This is a genomic window from Phaeobacter sp. 11ANDIMAR09 (genome assembly GCF_001294455.1).
Classification (GTDB): Bacteria; Pseudomonadota; Alphaproteobacteria; order Rhodobacterales; family Rhodobacteraceae; genus Pseudophaeobacter.
Map to the genome: position 1 here is coordinate 223755 of NZ_LIKT01000005.1, position 16887 is coordinate 240641.

The window sequence follows — 16887 nt, forward strand, 5'->3', positions numbered from 1 at the left end:
CTCAAGTCCCTTCGACAATGGTGATGCTGGCCTCGCAGGCCCCGGCCCGCAGCGCGCGGGCCTTTTTATACTCTGGTGAAGTGTAGCAGTCGCGGGCCTGTTGCAGGCTGTCGAACTCTATCACCACGTGGCGTTGCCAACTTTCGCCTTCCAGGGTCTCTGCCTCGCCACCGCGGGCTAGAAACTTTGCGCCATGCTGCTGAAAGGCCGCCGGAGCAACCGCCTGATAGCCTGCATAGACTTCCGGGTTGGTGACTGTCACATGGGCGATCCAATAGGCCTTGGCCATCGCGCTATTCCTTTTCTTCCCCTGAAAGCAGCCGTTCGGCCACGGCGGAGGCATCCGCCAGATGGGTCTCCACCGCGTGCTGCGCCGCCGCTGCATCGCCCGCCACGATGGCATCACAGATCGCCTGCATATGGGCCAAACCGGGCTGCGCACGATCCGAAGCCGACAGGGTCATGGCGCGCAACCGGCTGATCCTCCCATTCAGCCGGTTGACCACCTCCCAGGCGATATGATGCCCTGCAGCCTCAAACATCACCTGATAAAACCCGGTCGAGGCCTTGAACAAGGCCCCCGGCAGCGCCTCTGAAGCAGACTGCGCAAAGGCCTGTTTCAGTGCTTCAAGCGCAGCCTGCAATTCCGCGTGTAATCTGCGGGACCCCGACTGGGCGCAGGCCACAGCCGCTGCGGTTTCCAGCATGCGACGGATCTCGTAGATCTGGCGTGCATCCTCCCAGCTCAGCGGTGCCACGATGGGGCCGCGATTGGGCAGGATCTCTACCAGACCTTCGGCCTCGAGATAGCGAATCGTCTCGCGGATCACCGTCCGGCTGACCCCCAATTGATCACACAAGGGCCGCTCCACCAGACGTTCACCCGGCGAGAACACACCAGATATGATCGCTTCACGCATTTTTTCCTGCACGATTTCACGAAGCGTTGCAGGCGGTTGTTCGATTTTCAGCTGAGCCAGAGCGGGGTTTTCCATGGCTTCTACCTACCAGCCCCTCCAAAAAGAGACAACTAATTCTTGACGTACGAGATTATGGTATACCATATGTCAATCAAACAGTTTCACTCCAATTCAGGTGCCCCATGCCCGCCATCATTCGCAAAACCCTGCTGCACGTCGAAGAAACCCTGATCGAGGGCGGCAAAGAGGCCGCCACGCCGCTCAAGATGATTGCTGCCATTGCCGTGATCAAAAACCCCTGGGCCGGGCGGGGCTTTGTGGATGATCTGAAACCGGAAATTCATGACTGCGCACCGGGTCTGGGCGAGATGCTGACCAAGATGGTGCTTGATGCTGCCGGTGGCGGCGACAAGGTCGAAGGCTATGGCAAGTCCGCCATTGTTGGTCTGGACGGTGAGGTCGAGCACGCCTCGGCGCTGATCCACACCCTGCGCTTTGGCAACCATTACCGCGAGGCCGTCGGCGCAAAAAGCTATCTCGCCTTCTCCAACACCCGCGGTCCGGCCAATGCGCCGCTTATGATCCCCCTGATGGACAAGAACGACGGCGGTCGTCGCTCGCACTATCTGACCATCCAGACATCGGTGGCCGATGCCCCGGCAGCAGATGAAATCGTCGTGGCCCTTGGCGCCTCCATCGGCGGGCGTCCGCATCACCGCATTGGAGACCGTTATCAAGACCTCAAGGATCTGGGCCATGACGTCGACAACCCTGCAGCTGTCTGAGCCATACGGCAGTCTTAGCTACCGCGCGGCAGGCTCGGGCGAGCCCCTGGTATTGATCCACGGGGTCGGCATGCAGAGCGCCGCCTGGGCACCACAGTTCGAAGCACTGTCAAAAACCCACCGAGTGCTGGCGCTGGATATGCCCGGCCATGGGGGCAGCAGCCCCCTGCCTGAAGGTGCCGTGCTGCCGGACTATGTCGCCTGGCTGAAGGCCGCGCTCACCACGCTGAACACCGGCCCGGTCAATCTGGCAGGACATTCCATGGGGGCGCTGATCGCCGGTGGTTTTGCCTGCACACACCCCGAAATGCTGCGCCGGGTTGCGTTGATCAATGGCGTGTTCAAACGCTCACAACAAGCCAGTGAGGCCGTTCTGGCCCGCTCCGCCGAAATCAAAGCAGGCAAGGTCGATCTGGAAACGCCGCTGACACGTTGGTTTGGCGTCTCTCACGTAGAACAGCACGCCCGCGAACAGGTTCGTGACTGGCTTTCAGCGGTTGATCGGAGCGGCTACGCCACCGCCTATGGCGCCTTTGCCCGCAGCGACGCCACCTATGCCGACCAATGGGGGCAGATCACCTGCCCGCTGCTGGCGTTGACGGGGGACGCCGATCCCAATTCGACCCCAGCCATGTCACGCGCCATGGCGGAGATGGCCCAGAACGGCGAAGTGGAAATCCTGCCCGGTCGCCATATGGTTAATCTCACCGCGGCTGATGCGGTGACTGACAGCCTGACGCGCTGGCTGCATCGTCCCGAGACCACCTCTGACGAAACGCCAGACCAAACGAAGGAGATCCCAATGGCCCCTACCCCACTTGACCCGCGCGCCCTGCGCGACGCCTTTGGCACCTTCATGACCGGCGTCACCGTGGTGACAAGCCATGACAGTGATGGCACCCCATTGGGCTTTACCGCCAACTCCTTTTCCTCGGTCTCGCTGGATCCGCCCCTGGTGCTGGTCTGCCTGGCCAATAGCTCACGCAATTACGAGGCCCTGACCCAGGCCTCTGGTTTTGCGGTGAACATCCTCGCGGAAGATCAAAAAGAGATCTCCAATACCTTTGCCCGACCGTCCGAGGACCGCTTTGCGGCGGTGGACTGGCAGGTTGGCCCGCATGGCTCCCCCCTTCTGTCGGGCGTCTCTGCCTGGTTCGACTGCTCCATGCATAAAACCGTTGAGGCCGGCGATCATGTGATCCTGATCGGCAAGGTCGAAGCATTCGACACCAGCACCGCCCCCGGTCTGGGCTATGCCCGTGGCGCCTATGTCACCCCGGCAGCCGAGGCCGAAGCTCTTGCACAGGGCGCCAATCTGGTGGTCTCTGCCCTGATTGAACGCGCTGGCGAAGTGCTGCTGGTCGATGATGGCAATGGCGGGCTAACCCTGCCACAAAAACCCGTAGGCCGCGCCGGAGCATCTGTCGCTCTGGGCGAGCTGATCGCGACCTGTGGGTTAGAGGCGGATCCCGGGTTTATCTATTCAGTTTTTGAAGACGGTGCGCGCGAACACCAGCATATCTCGTTCCTTTGTCAGGCCGCCGATGGCACGCCGAAACGGGGCTGCTTCACGCCGCTCAGCGCGTCGACCATGATGGAGGTGACCGACCCGGCCCTGCGCATCATGCTCGAACGTTTTGCCAGTGAAAGCCGCATGGGCAACTACGGGGTATTTTACGGCAACCAGATCAGCGGCGATGTCCGCAAAATCGTGTCAGGGAGTTGAGTGACATGAAGTTTTCCTTGTTTGCGCATATGGAGCGTATTTCGCCCGATCAGGACCAAAAGCAGCTCTATGATGAGTTCATCGAACTGTGCAAAATCGCTGATCGTGGCGGTATGCATGCGATCTGGACCGGTGAGCACCACGGGATGAATTTCACCATCTCGCCCAATCCCTTTTTGAATCTCGTCGATGTGGCCCGCCACACTGAAAATGTCCGTCTGGGCACCGGCACGGTGATTGCGCCCTTCTGGCACCCCATCCGCCTGGCAGGTGAGGCGGCGCTGACCGATATCATCACCGAAGGGCGGCTGGATCTTGGCATCGCTCGGGGCGCTTATTCCTATGAATACGAGCGCATGATGCCCGGCATGGATGCTTGGGAGGCCGGGCAACGCATGCGTGAGCTGATCCCCGCGGTGCAGGGCCTGTGGCAGGGGGATTATGCCCAGGAAGGCGAATTCCACTCCTTCCCCAAGACCACCTCCTCACCCAAGCCAGTTCAGCAGGACGGCCCGCCGATCTGGGTGGCAGCGCGTGACCCCAACAGCCACGAGTTTGCCGTCGCCAACAACTGCAACGTTCAGGTGACGCCGCTGTGGCAAGGGGACGGCGAAATCGCCAGCCTGATGCAGCGTTTCACCGATGCCTGCGCCAAGTTCCCCGACACTCCGCGTCCCAAAATCATGCTGCTGCTGCACACCTATGTGGCGGACAGCGCCGAAGACGTGAAGCTGGCCGCCGAAGAGTTGAACCGGTTCTACTGCTACTTTGGCGCCTGGTTCAAAAATGAACGCCCCGTGGAGCAAGGCCTGATCAAAGAGCTTTCGCAACACGAGATCGCCGCCCATCCCTTTTACTCTCCAGAAGCGATGGAGCGCGATCTGGTCATCGCCGAGCCCGCAGGTGTCATTGAACGGATCAAGGCATACGAGGCCCTGGGCTATGACGAATACTCATTCTGGATCGACTCCAGCATGAGCTTTGAGCGCAAGAAAGCCTCGCTGGAGCGTTTCATCAATGAGGTCATGCCCGCCTTCACCTAAGGTTCAGGTTTCCAACAAGGACAGACAATGCAGCAGTTTCAGCAATATATCGGCGGCCAGTTTGATGCAGGTTCTGCCCAGTTCGAGAGCCTAGACCCTGCCACTGGCACGGTCTGGGCAAAGATGCCCGAGGCCAGTGTTGCCGATGTGGACCGGGCCGTTCAGGCCGCCGAGGATGCTTTTTTTGCTCCGGACTGGGCCCTTATAAGCGCCAGCCAGCGCGGCAAACTGTTGCTGCGGCTGGCGGATTTGGTAGCTCAAAACGCGCCGCGTCTGGCCGAGCTGGAAACCCGCGACACCGGCAAGATCATCCGCGAGACCTCGGCCCAGATCGCCTATGTAGCGGACTACTACCGCTATTATGCGGGCCTCGCCGATAAGATCGAGGGCGCACATCTGCCCATTGATAAGCCCGACATGGAGGTCTGGCTGCGGCGCGAACCCATCGGTGTGGTTGCCGCCGTGGTGCCCTGGAACTCGCAGCTGTTCCTGTCCGCAGTGAAGATCGGCCCAGCGCTGGCGGCGGGCTGCACCGTGGTCCTAAAAGCCTCCGAGGAAGGCCCGGCGCCGATGTTGGAATTCACCCGTATCTTTGATCAGGCGGGGTTTCCGCCCGGTGTGCTCAATGTGATCACCGGTGGCGCAGAGGCCGGGGTCGCGCTCACCAGCCACGACAAGATCGCCCATGTCGCCTTTACCGGCGGGCCTGAAACCGCCCGTCATATCGTGCGCAATTCTGCCGAAAACCTGGCCTCCACCTCGTTGGAGCTGGGCGGCAAATCCCCCTTTATCGTTTTTGAGGACGCCGACATTGAGAGTGCGGTGAATGCGCAGATCTCGGGGATTTTTGCCGCCACGGGACAAAGCTGCGTTGCCGGCTCACGCCTGGTGATTTCCAGCAAGATCAAAAATCAATTCTTGGCGCGGTTGAAAGAAAAAGCTGAGGCCGTAGTCATTGGTGCGCCGGATGATATGGCCACCGAAGTTGGCCCCCTTTGCACAAAGGCGCAGCGCGACCATGCGCTGGCTCTGATTGCCGCCTCCACCGCAGCAGGCGCCAAGCTGGTCACCGGCGGCAGCGCGCCGGATGGTCCGGGCTATTACTTTCCGCCAACCATTCTGGATTGCTCTGACGCGCCAGAGGCCCCCTGCCTGAGCCGCGAATTCTTTGGCCCGGTTCTGTCGGTGGTCAGCTTTGACACTGAGGCCGAGGCTATGAAGATTGCCAATGACACCAAGTTTGGCCTCGCCTCGGGTGTCTTTACCCAAAGCCTGACACGGGCGCATCGGATGATCCGGGGCATTCGCGCCGGCATTGTCTGGGTCAATACCTACCGGGCGGTCTCTCCCATTGCGCCCTTTGGCGGGCATGGGCTGTCCGGGCACGGGCGCGAAGGCGGGCTGCAGGCGGCGCTGGATTACACCAAGGTCAAAGCCGTCTGGCTGCGTACATCAGATGATCCCATCCCCGACCCCTTTGTGATGCGCTAGTTACAAAGCGCATCCTTTCCTATAGGCAAGGCGGAATATCTCCTTATGGTGGCACCACATAGGCAGAGGCAGGTTCAAACCTGCCGCCAGAAATAGAGGTGCTGACATGCCAGAAACCCTGTTCCCACTCCCCGAGCCCCTGACTATCCCGGTAGAGGGCGAAACGGCAGAATTTCCCATTGGCCGGATCTTTTGTGTGGGCCGCAACTATGCCGCCCATGCCGCCGAAATGGGGGTCGAGGTCGACCGCGAGGCGCCATTCTACTTCACCAAATCCAGCGCCAATGCGATGCTTTCCGGCGGCTCTGCCCCCTACCCTCCGGGGACAGAGAATTTTCACTACGAAATGGAGCTGGCCCTGGCCATTGGCAAACCAGTGTTTCGTGCCACGGCCCAAGAGGCCCGCGCGGCGATCTATGGCTATGGCTGCGCGCTGGACATGACCCGGCGCGACCTGCAAATCCGCGAGCGCAAAAAGCAAAGACCCTGGGATCTGGGCAAGGATCTGGAACAAGGCGCCGTCTTTGCACCACTGACCAAGGCAGAAGATTGGGGTCCGGTGGCAGATCAACGCATTTGGTTGACCCTGGATGATGAAATCAAACAGGAGGCCACGCTGGCCGAATTGATCTGGTCGGTCGAGGAAATCATCTGTCACCTGTCTGGTTTCTACCACCTGCGCCCCGGCGATCTTATCCTAACGGGGACCCCCGCAGGTGTCGGCCCCACCCAGCCCGGCCAGGAGATCAACGGTGGAATCACCGGTCTGTCGCCAATCTCGCTGCGTTTGATCGACCCGGCCTAGCGGCTGCGCCTCTGGGCGGAGCAGGTGCGAAATGTGCAAGGCAATGTGCGCTGGGTCCATTCGCAAAGCCCTTTCTGCTTTGCATAGTGGTGCTCTGGCAGCCTCGGCTGCGCCATGTATCAGAGCCGGTCATCGGAGGAAACGGCAGCGCCACCTGTGCGAAGTTGTCGCCTTTTGACTGGCGAAGAGGGATTGAAAATCACCGCGCATAGTGTTGAGATGTATCACATCATCAAATAGCCTGAATAATCTGTAACATATCAATACCCTGCTGAGGATCGCCAACTGATGAGGCTCATGACCGCTGAATTCATGAGTAAGAAATGTATAATCCGCCATTGATAGTTACAAATGCACCAAATAGCAGGGGGCCAGTCGTTCGTTTCGCGAACAATTCCCGGCCCCTTGGGAACAAAGTGAAAAGAATTGAGCCTCTTGTTGCAATATCGTTTTACGAGGGCAATAGGATGGGGAGATGCAAGGTCAATAGGGAGGAATCAAATGACCACTCGTAGAAAGCTTCTTGGAGCCGCCGGCGCTGCCGCAATCGTGGCCCTCAGCGCCACCTCGGCATTTGCTGAAAACGTCACTCTGAAACTGCACCAGTTTCTGCCAGCCCAGGCCAATGTGCCAAAGCTGATCCTGGATGTCTGGGCCGACAAGGTCGAAGCGGCCTCCGGTGGCGAGATCACCATTGACCGTTTTCCTTCCATGCAGCTGGGCGGCAAGCCACCAGAGCTGATGGACCAGGCCATCGACGGCGTTGCGGACATCGTCTGGACTGTTGTTGCCTATACCCCCGGCCGCTTCCCTTCGACCGAAGTCTTTGAACTGCCCTTCATGATGACCAATGCCCGTGCCACGTCGCACGCCTATTGGGAAATGTTCGATAAGCACATGAAAGACACCGAGTTCAAGGATGTCAAAATCCTGGGTACTTGGGTTCACGGCCCTGGCATCATCCATACCTCCGATCCGGTTGAAACTCCCGCGGACCTGCAGGGCATGAAAATCCGTGGCGGTGGTCGTTCGGTCAACTCGCTGCTGACACAGCTGGGTGCAACCCCCGTTGGTATGCCTGTTCCTGCGATCCCCGAAGGCCTGTCCAAAGGCGTGATCGATGGCACCACCATTCCATGGGAAGTCACCGCAGCGCTGAAAGTGCCAGAGCTGGTTGAAAGCCACACCGAGTTCACCGGCAAGGCGCTCTACACTCTGACCTTTGTTCTGGCGATGAACAAAGAGAAATACGAGAGCCTGTCCGACGCTCAGAAAGCCGCCATTGATGAGAACTCCGGTCTGGAATTCTCGGTCTTTGCGGGTGGCACCATGGCCGATTCCGATGGCCCATCACGGGAAGCTGCGCTTGATAACGGCAACAACGTTATCACCCTGGACGAAGATCAGACCACTGAATGGCGCAACCTGGCCCAGCCAGTCTATGACAAATGGCTGGCCGACATGACCGAAAAAGGCATCGACGGTCAGGCGCTTTTGGATGAAGCCTCCTACCTGATCGAAAAATACACGCCACAATACGTGAAGTAAGCTAGAAATACAGTCAAAGGGCCGCAGCAGCATTTGGTGCCGCGGCCCTTTGCGCACAATAAAGGGTTTAAACCATGCACAAGCTCATGATGGGGCTGGCCAGATCCATGGCCATTATCGGTGGTATGGTCCTCTCTCTCCTGATCATTATGACCTGCCTGTCGATTATCGGTCGCTTGTTGAATGGCGTCTTCCACGGCGACATTATGCAGTCGATTGCACCGGGCTTTTCGGACTGGATGATCACCTGGGTGGGGCCAATCAATGGCGATTTTGAACTGGTCGAAGCCGGTGTCGCCTTTGCAATCTTTGCCTTTATTCCCCTCTGCCAGATCTCTGCCGGACATGCCGCAGTTGATGTCGTCGCCAATGCCTTTCCTCGCGGTGTGAACCGCTTTTTGCGCATGGTGACCGAAATCCTGTTTGCAGCTGTCCTAGTGCTGATCGCCTGGCGCCTGGCCGCTGGCACCATCAGCAAGTTTGGCAATGGAGAGACCTCGTTCCTGTTGGAATTTAAGGTCTGGTGGGCCTATGGCGCCAGCTTGTTCGGCGCAAGCATCGCCGCCTTGCTTGGGCTCTATATGGCCGCCGTCCGCACTTATGAATTTTTTACCGGCCGCATCCAGATTTGGGACGGCGTGGAGGGTGAACAGTGACTACTCTTGAAATTGGCATTGCCTCCTTTCCGGTTCTGATGGGGCTTATCTTTTTGCGGGTGCCGATTGGCCTGTCGATGTTCCTCGTTGGTCTAGGCGGCTTGATCCTGGTCACCGATGGCACACAGGTGGCCTTTGGCCGTCTCAAAAGTGAGACCTACACCACCTTCTCCTCCTATTCGCTGACCATCGTGCCGATGTTCCTACTGATGGGCCATTTTGCCACCCTGGGAGGCATGTCCTCGGCACTGTTCAAAGCCGCCGAAGGTTTCCTGGGACATAAAAAAGGCGGTGTTGCCATGGCCTCGATCGGGGCCTGCGCCGGTTTTGGGGCGATCTGTGGCTCCTCGCTGGCTACAGCCGCCACCATGGGCCGCGTCGCCCTGCCCGAGCTAAAGCAATACGGCTATGCTGGTGGCTTCTCCACCGCGACACTGGCGGCAGGCGGCACCCTGGGCATTCTGATCCCGCCCTCAGTTGTGCTGGTGATCTATGCCATCCTCACCGAACAAAACATCGCCAAGCTGTTCCTCGCGGCCTTTATCCCTGGCCTGCTGGCGGCCATCGGCTATGTCATCGTGATTTCCATCTATGTGCGCCTGAACCCCAAGGCGGCGGGCACCCGCCCTGCCATTCCCTGGTCCGAACGCTTTGCCAATTTGGTCAAAGTCTGGCCAGTACTCATGGTCTTTGGACTGGTTGTAGGCGGCATCTACGGCGGCTTGTTCACCCCGACCGAAGGCGCGGCAGTGGGCGCATTCGGCACCGGCTTGATTGCCTGGTTGAACGGCGGGCTGGACCGCCCCAATCTGGTTGACAGCTTCATGGTGACAGCCCGCTCCACCGCGATGATCTTTTTCATCGTGCTGGGGGCCGGCTTTTACAATGGTTTCCTCGCCCTGACCAAGGTGCCGCAGGAACTGGCAGATTTTGTTGTCAGCCAGGGCTATAGCCCCTGGATGGTTCTGGCGCTGATCCTGGCCTTCTATCTGATCTTTGGCTGCCTGATGGACAGCCTGTCGATGATCCTGCTGACCATTCCGATCTTCTTCCCGGTGATCTCAGTCATGGACTTTGGTCTGCTTTCACTGATCGACATGCAGGCCAGCGCCGCGATGGAGGTGCTGAGCAACGGGGTGCCTGATGGCATGGGAGCAGAGATGCTCGCCTCGATACAAGATGCCATTGCGACGGGCACTGAACTCACCCGCGAACAGATGAAGGAACTGGGCATTCGGGTCACCGAAGGCCGCGTCAACCGCATCGAATCCGAGTATGTCGCCATCTGGTTTGGTATTCTCGTGCTCATCGTGGTTGAGGTCGGCCTGATTACACCGCCCGTTGGGATGAACCTCTTCATCATCAACGCGATGGATCGCAAGACCAAGATGATCGATACCTACAAGGCAGTCATGTATTTTGTCGCCTCCGATATCATCCGGGTGATTATCCTGGTGATGTTCCCGTTTATCACTCTGCTGCCGCTGTATCTGTTGTACTAAACACCGGCACAGGTAGACTAAAATGCGCCCTCTTCCAGTCCTGCTGGGAGGGGGCTTTTTGTTAAGGGTGGTTTAAAAGATCCCCGCCTCAAAGTTAGATTAGCGCACCCGCAGCGCAGGCAAGGAACTCAAGATGTCAAAACAAGTTGGTAAATCCGGCGACGGCGCCGCCTTTGTCCACAGTATCCGCGTTGGCTGGGGCCACTGCGACCCGGCACAGATCGCCTATACGGGCCATTTGCCCAGTTTTGCGCTGGAGGCCATCGATGCCTGGTGGGAGCATCATCTGGAGGGCGACGGCTGGTATCAGATGGAGCTGGATCGCGGCACCGGCACGCCTTTTGTATCGATGAATCTGGAATTCCGCTCGCCCGTCACCCCGCGCCACCGCCTGGACTGCGAAGTCTGGCCAAGTGCCATCGGCACCAAATCGGTAACCTTTCGTGTCGATGCGCGCCAAAACGGCACTCTCTGCTTTGAGGGGAAATTCACCTGTGTTTTCATCGACCCGGCCGAGTTTAAAGCCCGCCCCGCCCCGGCGGACTACCGCGCGGTGATAGAATCCAATCTACGACCCGCGTAATCTTCAGACAGGGTCATGTAGCCAGCCATCCGAGAAGGTCACTGCTCCCAGCCCGGCAAAACGAGCGGTGCGTTCCAGTTCGGCCTCCAGGCGTTTGATGCGCGCGGGTGTGAAGGTCACACCGCGCTCGGGCCAGAGCGCGGTCACCCGCAGGCAGTCCGCCGGACGGTCCGCCTTCATATCGATGCGCCCTACCATTTTCTGCCCCTCGATCAGCGGAAAGACATAATAGCCATAGATGCGTTTCGGCGCCGGGGTGAAAACTTCGATCCGGTAGTAAAATCCAAATAGCCGCTCGGCCCGTTTGCGGTCGCGCAGCATCGGATCAAAGGGGCTGAGCACCCGCACCCGCCCCGGCGCAGGCCCCAGCTCTGCCGCCTGTTCAATCACACCCGGACGGGCATGGCTCTTGCGCAGGCTCCCATCCGAGGCCGCAATCTCGATCTCTTCGATCTCGCCACGGGCCTTTGCCTCTTGGCACCAGCTCCGCGCCTCGGCATTGCTGGCGGTATCCCAGAACGCGGCAAGCTCTCCTGGCGTGGCAAAGCCAAGCCGGTCCAGCGCATTGTTGCACAGCCAGTCCACCGTCTGCGCCGGATCCAGTTGATCTGCGGGCGCATGGAGCGCCTCCTCTATTACCCGTTCGGTCAGATCGTAGCGTTTTTGAAACCCTGAGCGGCCAATCACGGTCAGCGCCCCGGTGCGCCATAAGTACTCCAGCGCGGTCTTGGACGGGTGCCAGTCCCACCAACCACCTGAACTCTTTTTCTCATCCTTGCCCAGATCAGACGAACTAACCGGCCCATGATCGCGGATGTGGCTCAGCACAGTCTCAAACTGCTGCTCAAACCCATCGCGGCGCCAATTGCGCCAGCGTTTGCGCAGCAATGCCTCATCCCGCTGAAATCGCAGATGCCACTGCGGATAATAGGCCAGCGGGATCATCGCCGCATCATGGGTCCAATGCTCAAACAGCGCCCCACCACCATGATACAGATCGGTCAGATGGTTGGGACGATAACTGGGTCGGCGGGAATAGAGGATCATATCATGGGCGCGGGCCACAGTGTTGATACTGTCGAGCTGAACAAACCCCAGTCGAGAGATCAACTGCAGCAGGTCCGCGCCTTTGGAGCCCCCGCGAGGCTGTTCCAAAAGGGCGTGACGATCCATGAACAGCCGCCGCGCCTGCGCGTTTTCAAGGCGCGGCAGAGCCATCAGCGCCGCTTGAGCGTGTCACCATAAGAAATGGTGGGAGTCAGGGTCACATGATGTTCTTGCGCGGCCTCTGGGTCATCCAGCTGCGAGGCAATGATCTCGGCCGCTTTGCGCCCGATCTCCAACCGGCAGGCATCCATGGTGGCCAGTTGACGCGGCAAGCCCTGCAAGAGCTCAACCCCGTTAAAGCCGGCAAGACCAATCTGGCCTGGCACATCAATGCCCTGATCCATCAGGTAGAGCAGCCCGCCCGCACCGATCATATCGTTGGAATAATAAAGGAAATCCAGCTCAGGCGAGCGTTCCAGCATTTCCTGCGTCATTTCACGCCCCTTGGCCAGTGCTGAGCCGCCAGAGTAAAAGGCGCGATCCTCGATCTCAACGCCTTCCTTCGCCAGGGCCTCGGTGAAGCCCTCGAACCGTTTGCGGGCCCGATGATCCAGCGGCATCTTAGTGCCCATGAAGCCGATATGGCGATAGCCGGCCTTTAGGATCGCCTTTGCCATCTCGCTGCCTGCACGGCGATGCGAAATCCCCACCATGGAATCTACCGGCTTGCCGTCCGTATCCATGATTTCGACCACCGGAATGCCGGCCGCATTGAGCATCGCCCGCGCCGCTTCGGTATGCTCCAGCCCGGCAATGATCACCCCAGAGGGCCGCCAAGACAGCATCTCATAGAGGACTTTTTCCTCTTTCTCCGGCTGGTAATCGGTCACGCCGACCACCGGCTGCAGCGGCGTGTTTTCCAACACCTGGTTGATGCCGGTCAGCACCTCGGGAAAGACCATATTGGACAGCGAAGGGATGATCACGGCCACCAGATTGACCCGCTTGGAGGCCAGCGCGCCGGCAATTTTATTGGGCACATAACCCAGTTCCTTGGCGGCGGTCAAAACCTTGACGCGGGTCTTTTCAGAAACATCTCCGCGGTTTCGCAACACACGGCTTACGGTCATTTCCGACACGCCTGTGGCTTCTGATACGTCGCGTAGGGTGAGCGGGCGCTTGGTTTCCGTGGTCACGATCTAAGGCCTCATATTTTCTGCTGCTTTAAGGTTAGCCAGTGCGCGCCAACAGTACAATGGGGCGCCGCAGGAAAGGCGCGCGACAAATCGTTAGAATAATCCCTCGCCCCGGCCCTGCGCCTCATTGTGATAGTTCAAAGGATTTGCTATCGCGTAAACAGGCTCGGCCCCGTGGCTCAACTGGATAGAGCAGCCCCCTCCTAAGGGGCAGGTTGCAGGTTCGAATCCTGCCGGGGTCGCCAAAACCACTTGAAAAATATGGCTTATTTATAGGACGTTGTGCGGAAGCTTGCAAAAAGGCCCGTGAGATTTCAGGCCGAAGTCGGCTGAAACGGCCGATTTCTCGTACAAAACCTGTACAAAATTCGCACGTTTGTGCGTATTTCGGGGGCCAATCATGAGCCGCCATAGCTTTGATCCCGAAATCGCGGGACGTGTTGGCCTGAACGCGGCGGTGATTTTCCAGAACATCACCTTCTGGATCGAGAAGAACCAAGCCAATCGCCGCAACCTTCGAGACGGGCGGTATTGGACTTACAATTCGATCTCGGCCTTTAGTGAGTTGTTCTCCTATCTGAGCGAAAAGCAGATCCGAACAGCGCTCGAAAAGTTGGTCAGCGCAGAACTGATCATCAAGGGCAATTTCAGCGATGATCGCTATGACCGGACCTGTTGGTATGCCCTGGGCAACTCCATTTGCCCAAATGGGCAAATCGATCCGACCGAAAGGGAAAATGATGCATTTGCCCCTGAGGGCAAGCCATCTGCCCCTGAGGGCAAATCCTATAAGAACAGATATAAACCATATCAAAAACCAAATCCTTCGCACGCGAAGGTAGCGGTGGAGGATGAGATTTCAGAAAAGATTTTGTCCGCCTATCCTGAGGATCGCGCTCGCGGCAAAGCGGGTTGTATCTCGCAAATCCGCCAAGCGCTGGCCGACGGAGTGGACGCCAAAGACCTCGAGGACGCCGTGCAGGCCTATGCGACCGAGAGCGAAGGCTTCACCCGCTCCAAGGTCTGCTTCTCCGACAATTGGTTCTCCTCTGGCCGTTGGTTGAAATACCTTCAGGAGGTTGAGGAGGCGCGAGAAGCGGGCAAAGCCAAAGAGGCTGAATTGCTGAAAGGTTTGGCCGACTGGGTCACGGACAAGCATCCCCTTTGCCGCCACATAACACCCGGCCAAGTGACCGCTTTGCTGGCCGCGAACCTGGTCAGCTCAGCTGAAATCGAAGCGGCGGGGCTCAGAGCATGAGTGCGACAGACCCCCACAAAGAGCAGCGAGCAAGGTTACCCACCGATTACATCGGCGGGACTTGTGAGGGGCGGCCAGCCTCCCCTTCAAACCCCAACCAGACGCACGCAAGCGGCGTCAAAGAGGGCCTTTCAGAGAGCGTGATCTTTCGATGCAGCCCGTCGGAAAAGGCAGCGCTTGTGGTCAAAGCGCACGCCGCTGGCCTGCCCAATGCCATGCTGATGCGCGAGGCCTTGGGGCTGACCGAGGCACGTCGGCGCAAGCCCGTCCCTCGCGTTGACCCGAAGCTGACCTTTGCGATTGCCCGCGTCGGCGGCAACCTCAATCAGCTCTCCCGCTGGATCAACGGCGCAGTTAAATCCGGCCGCGCGAGCCAGATCGACACGCTTAAGGTCGCGACGCAGTTGGTGGCCATCGAACGGCAGTTGGCGCAGATCGTGGCGGCACACACAGGCGAGAACTGCGAATGATTATCTCGTTCTTCTCCACCGGCACAGGCGGCGGTGCTGCACCCGTCGACTACCTGATCGCGCGCGAAGTTCTTGCCTATGACGAGAACCGCAATTTGATCCGCGACTACACCAGTAAACCGCAAACCAAGATCCGCGACCCGTTGCCCGAGGTGCTGCACGGTAGCCCCGACCAAACCCGCGACCTGATCGACGCGAGCACCAACAAGTGGAGCTACACGGCAGGCGTCATCAGCTTTGCCGACAGCGATGATCCCAGTCCCGACGCCCAGCAAGAGGCCATTGAGCTATTTGAGGCTCTGGCCTTTGCTGGGCTGGACAGGGATCAATACGATTGTCTCTGGGTGCGCCACTCACATGAAGGCAACGTCGAGCTGCACTTCTGCACGCCGCGCCTTGAGCTGAGCACGGGCAAGGCGTTGAACATCGCACCGCCAGGCCATGAGAGCGCCTTTTCCAGCCTCCGCGATTTGATGAACAAAACGCACGGTTGGGCAGACCCTTTGGACCCAGAGCGCGCCCGCGAAGTGAGGGCGACGATTGAAGCGCCGACGCGGGCGCAGGGTCGCGAAGCGCTCCACGATTGGATCCTCGATCAGATCAGTGTCGGCACCATCAGCGACCGCGCCAGCATGATCGACGCGCTCACAGACGCGGGCTTCGAGATCCCCCGTGCCAGCAAAAATTACATCACCACTAAAGATCCCGACACCGGCGAGCGCTGGCGATTGAAAGGAGAGATTTTCCATGACGACTGGCAAGCCGAACCGCCTCGCCGAGAAATTGAACGCGGACCTGGAGACAGTACGCAGCGACCACGCCGCCTTGATGGCATCTCAACTGGAGAGCTTCAGGAGCGATTTCAGCAGCATTGCGACCAGCGCGCTGCATACAATCGAGACCGATATCAGGTTCTTTCTGAGCGACAGCAGGAGCGAGTTGGAGAGGCGGAGCGAGACGATCAGGCGCTGGCTGACGATCTCACCCTGGGTGATCGTGGGGATGGTCTCATCCTGGATCACCACAGTGCTGATGGCGAGTTGGTTTTGGACGGCTTTGACAACTCGCTCGGAGCTGATGGAACTTGGCCTGACGCGGATCGAACAGCCTGGGAAGACCTGGGTGACGCTGGACCCCGACCGGACCGAATTGAAGACCTGCACCATGGCCGGGACGCCGATCATCTGTATCGAGATCAAGGAACCCTAGATGACACAGACCCTGACAGCATTGGAACGCGAATTGCTCGCATCCGTCGAGCGGTTGGTGACGGCCTGCGAGAGTTCAGCCAAGGAATTGCACGCCTTGGAGAAGCGCTCGACCAGCAGGATCGAAAGCAAGGTGAATGGCTTGGCGCATTGCGTGGCGCTATTGATGAAATCACATCTCACGTCCGTCACCTCATTGGCCGACTTGCTGCGCGAGGAGCAGAATTACGCGAAGCTGCAGGCGGGGTTAGAGACCAGCTGGAAACTAGCGAAAGACGCCGAGAAGCGGCTGAACCAGAGCTAGACGCGAGAGATAGTCACCGCAGCGCGGGCCACTCGCTTTGATCTAACTGCAAATGTTGGCGTGGTTCGAGGGTCTGCAGTGGGAATCTTAGATTCGTTCTGCAGCAATTCACCACACGTCTGCGATTGCTTTGCTAGGTGGGTATGCGGATAAACCGGAACTTCATGTAGAATGCAGCGAAGAGCTAGAAAGAGCCCAACCCGGCCATTGTTATTTTCCGCTGCGTGCGCGCGCAGCGTAGAAATTTCTGCAAGCGCTGAGTCTGGCGTGCCGCAGCGCGGCTCCAAACTCGGCCATTCGAACATCGCGCAGCGAGCTTTTTCAGGGCAACTCACAGGTCGCGGG

The 16887-nt window shown here is 58.9% G+C and carries 16 protein-coding genes and 1 tRNA gene; 13 read left to right on the forward strand and 4 right to left on the reverse strand.

What is annotated here, in order from left to right; genetic code table 11:
* Position 1 precedes the first annotated feature (1 nt).
* On the reverse strand, positions 2 to 289 hold the full coding sequence (locus AN476_RS06525) for a DUF1330 domain-containing protein (protein WP_054460170.1): 288 nt from the start codon (positions 287 to 289) through the stop codon (positions 2 to 4).
* Positions 290 to 293: 4 nt separating this feature from the next.
* A complete protein-coding gene (locus AN476_RS06530) occupies positions 294 to 995 on the reverse strand; it encodes a GntR family transcriptional regulator (RefSeq protein WP_054460171.1) in 702 nt (233 codons plus the stop codon).
* Between the two features lie 107 nt (positions 996 to 1102).
* Here AN476_RS06530 and AN476_RS06535 point away from each other — a divergent pair, with 107 nt between their 5' ends.
* From AN476_RS06535 to AN476_RS06575, 9 genes are all read left to right on the forward strand, one after another.
* Entirely contained in the window at positions 1103 to 1705 is a 603-nt protein-coding gene (locus AN476_RS06535; protein WP_054460172.1) for an amino acid synthesis family protein, read from the forward strand.
* Entirely contained in the window at positions 1677 to 3431 is a 1755-nt protein-coding gene (locus tag AN476_RS22350; RefSeq protein ID WP_083464256.1) for an alpha/beta fold hydrolase, read from the forward strand. The genes AN476_RS06535 and AN476_RS22350 overlap by 29 nt, the downstream gene beginning before the upstream one ends.
* 5 nt (positions 3432 to 3436) lie before the next feature.
* Positions 3437 to 4474, forward strand: a complete 1038-nt coding sequence (locus tag AN476_RS06545) for an LLM class flavin-dependent oxidoreductase (RefSeq protein WP_054460173.1) — start codon at positions 3437 to 3439, stop codon at positions 4472 to 4474.
* 27 nt (positions 4475 to 4501) lie between these two features.
* Positions 4502 to 5965 (forward strand): aldehyde dehydrogenase, encoded by a 1464-nt coding sequence (locus tag AN476_RS06550; RefSeq protein ID WP_054460174.1) that lies wholly within the window; start codon positions 4502 to 4504, stop codon positions 5963 to 5965.
* Between the two features lie 106 nt (positions 5966 to 6071).
* Positions 6072 to 6770: a fumarylacetoacetate hydrolase family protein gene (locus AN476_RS06555; RefSeq protein WP_054460175.1), complete on the forward strand. Its 699-nt coding sequence runs from the start codon at positions 6072 to 6074 to the stop codon at positions 6768 to 6770.
* Between the two features lie 501 nt (positions 6771 to 7271).
* Positions 7272 to 8318 carry a TRAP transporter substrate-binding protein gene (locus AN476_RS06560; protein WP_054460176.1) on the forward strand — a complete coding sequence of 349 codons (1047 nt, stop codon included), beginning with the start codon at positions 7272 to 7274 and terminating at the stop codon, positions 8316 to 8318.
* A gap of 74 nt (positions 8319 to 8392) precedes the next feature.
* Entirely contained in the window at positions 8393 to 8974 is a 582-nt protein-coding gene (locus tag AN476_RS06565) for a TRAP transporter small permease (protein ID WP_054460177.1), read from the forward strand.
* Entirely contained in the window at positions 8971 to 10476 is a 1506-nt protein-coding gene (locus tag AN476_RS06570) for a TRAP transporter large permease (protein ID WP_054460178.1), read from the forward strand. Before AN476_RS06565 ends, AN476_RS06570 begins: the two co-directional genes overlap by 4 nt.
* Positions 10477 to 10609: 133 nt before the next feature.
* Positions 10610 to 11059 (forward strand): thioesterase family protein, encoded by a 450-nt coding sequence (locus AN476_RS06575; RefSeq protein ID WP_054460179.1) that lies wholly within the window; start codon positions 10610 to 10612, stop codon positions 11057 to 11059.
* A 3-nt stretch (positions 11060 to 11062) separates the two neighbouring features.
* Here AN476_RS06575 and AN476_RS06580 read toward each other — a convergent pair whose 3' ends face one another.
* On the reverse strand, positions 11063 to 12277 hold the full coding sequence (locus AN476_RS06580) for a winged helix-turn-helix domain-containing protein (protein WP_054460180.1): 1215 nt from the start codon (positions 12275 to 12277) through the stop codon (positions 11063 to 11065).
* Positions 12277 to 13302: a LacI family DNA-binding transcriptional regulator gene (locus tag AN476_RS06585; RefSeq protein WP_054460181.1), complete on the reverse strand. Its 1026-nt coding sequence runs from the start codon at positions 13300 to 13302 to the stop codon at positions 12277 to 12279. Before AN476_RS06585 ends, AN476_RS06580 begins: the two co-directional genes overlap by 1 nt.
* Positions 13303 to 13470: 168 nt before the next feature.
* On the opposite strand from AN476_RS06585, the gene AN476_RS06590 reads away from it, so the two are divergent.
* The 4 genes from AN476_RS06590 to AN476_RS22355 all read left to right on the forward strand — a co-directional run bounded on the left by AN476_RS06590 (position 13471) and on the right by AN476_RS22355 (position 16583).
* A tRNA-Arg gene (locus tag AN476_RS06590) sits at positions 13471 to 13547 on the forward strand.
* 155 nt (positions 13548 to 13702) lie between these two features.
* Positions 13703 to 14560 carry a hypothetical protein gene (locus AN476_RS06595; protein ID WP_054460182.1) on the forward strand — a complete coding sequence of 286 codons (858 nt, stop codon included), beginning with the start codon at positions 13703 to 13705 and terminating at the stop codon, positions 14558 to 14560.
* A 140-nt stretch (positions 14561 to 14700) separates the two neighbouring features.
* A complete protein-coding gene (gene mobC / locus AN476_RS06600) occupies positions 14701 to 15030 on the forward strand; it encodes a plasmid mobilization relaxosome protein MobC (RefSeq protein ID WP_253279841.1) in 330 nt (109 codons plus the stop codon).
* A complete protein-coding gene (locus AN476_RS22355; protein WP_083464257.1) occupies positions 15027 to 16583 on the forward strand; it encodes a relaxase/mobilization nuclease domain-containing protein in 1557 nt (518 codons plus the stop codon). Before mobC ends, AN476_RS22355 begins: the two co-directional genes overlap by 4 nt.
* Positions 16584 to 16887: the final 304 nt, after the last annotated feature.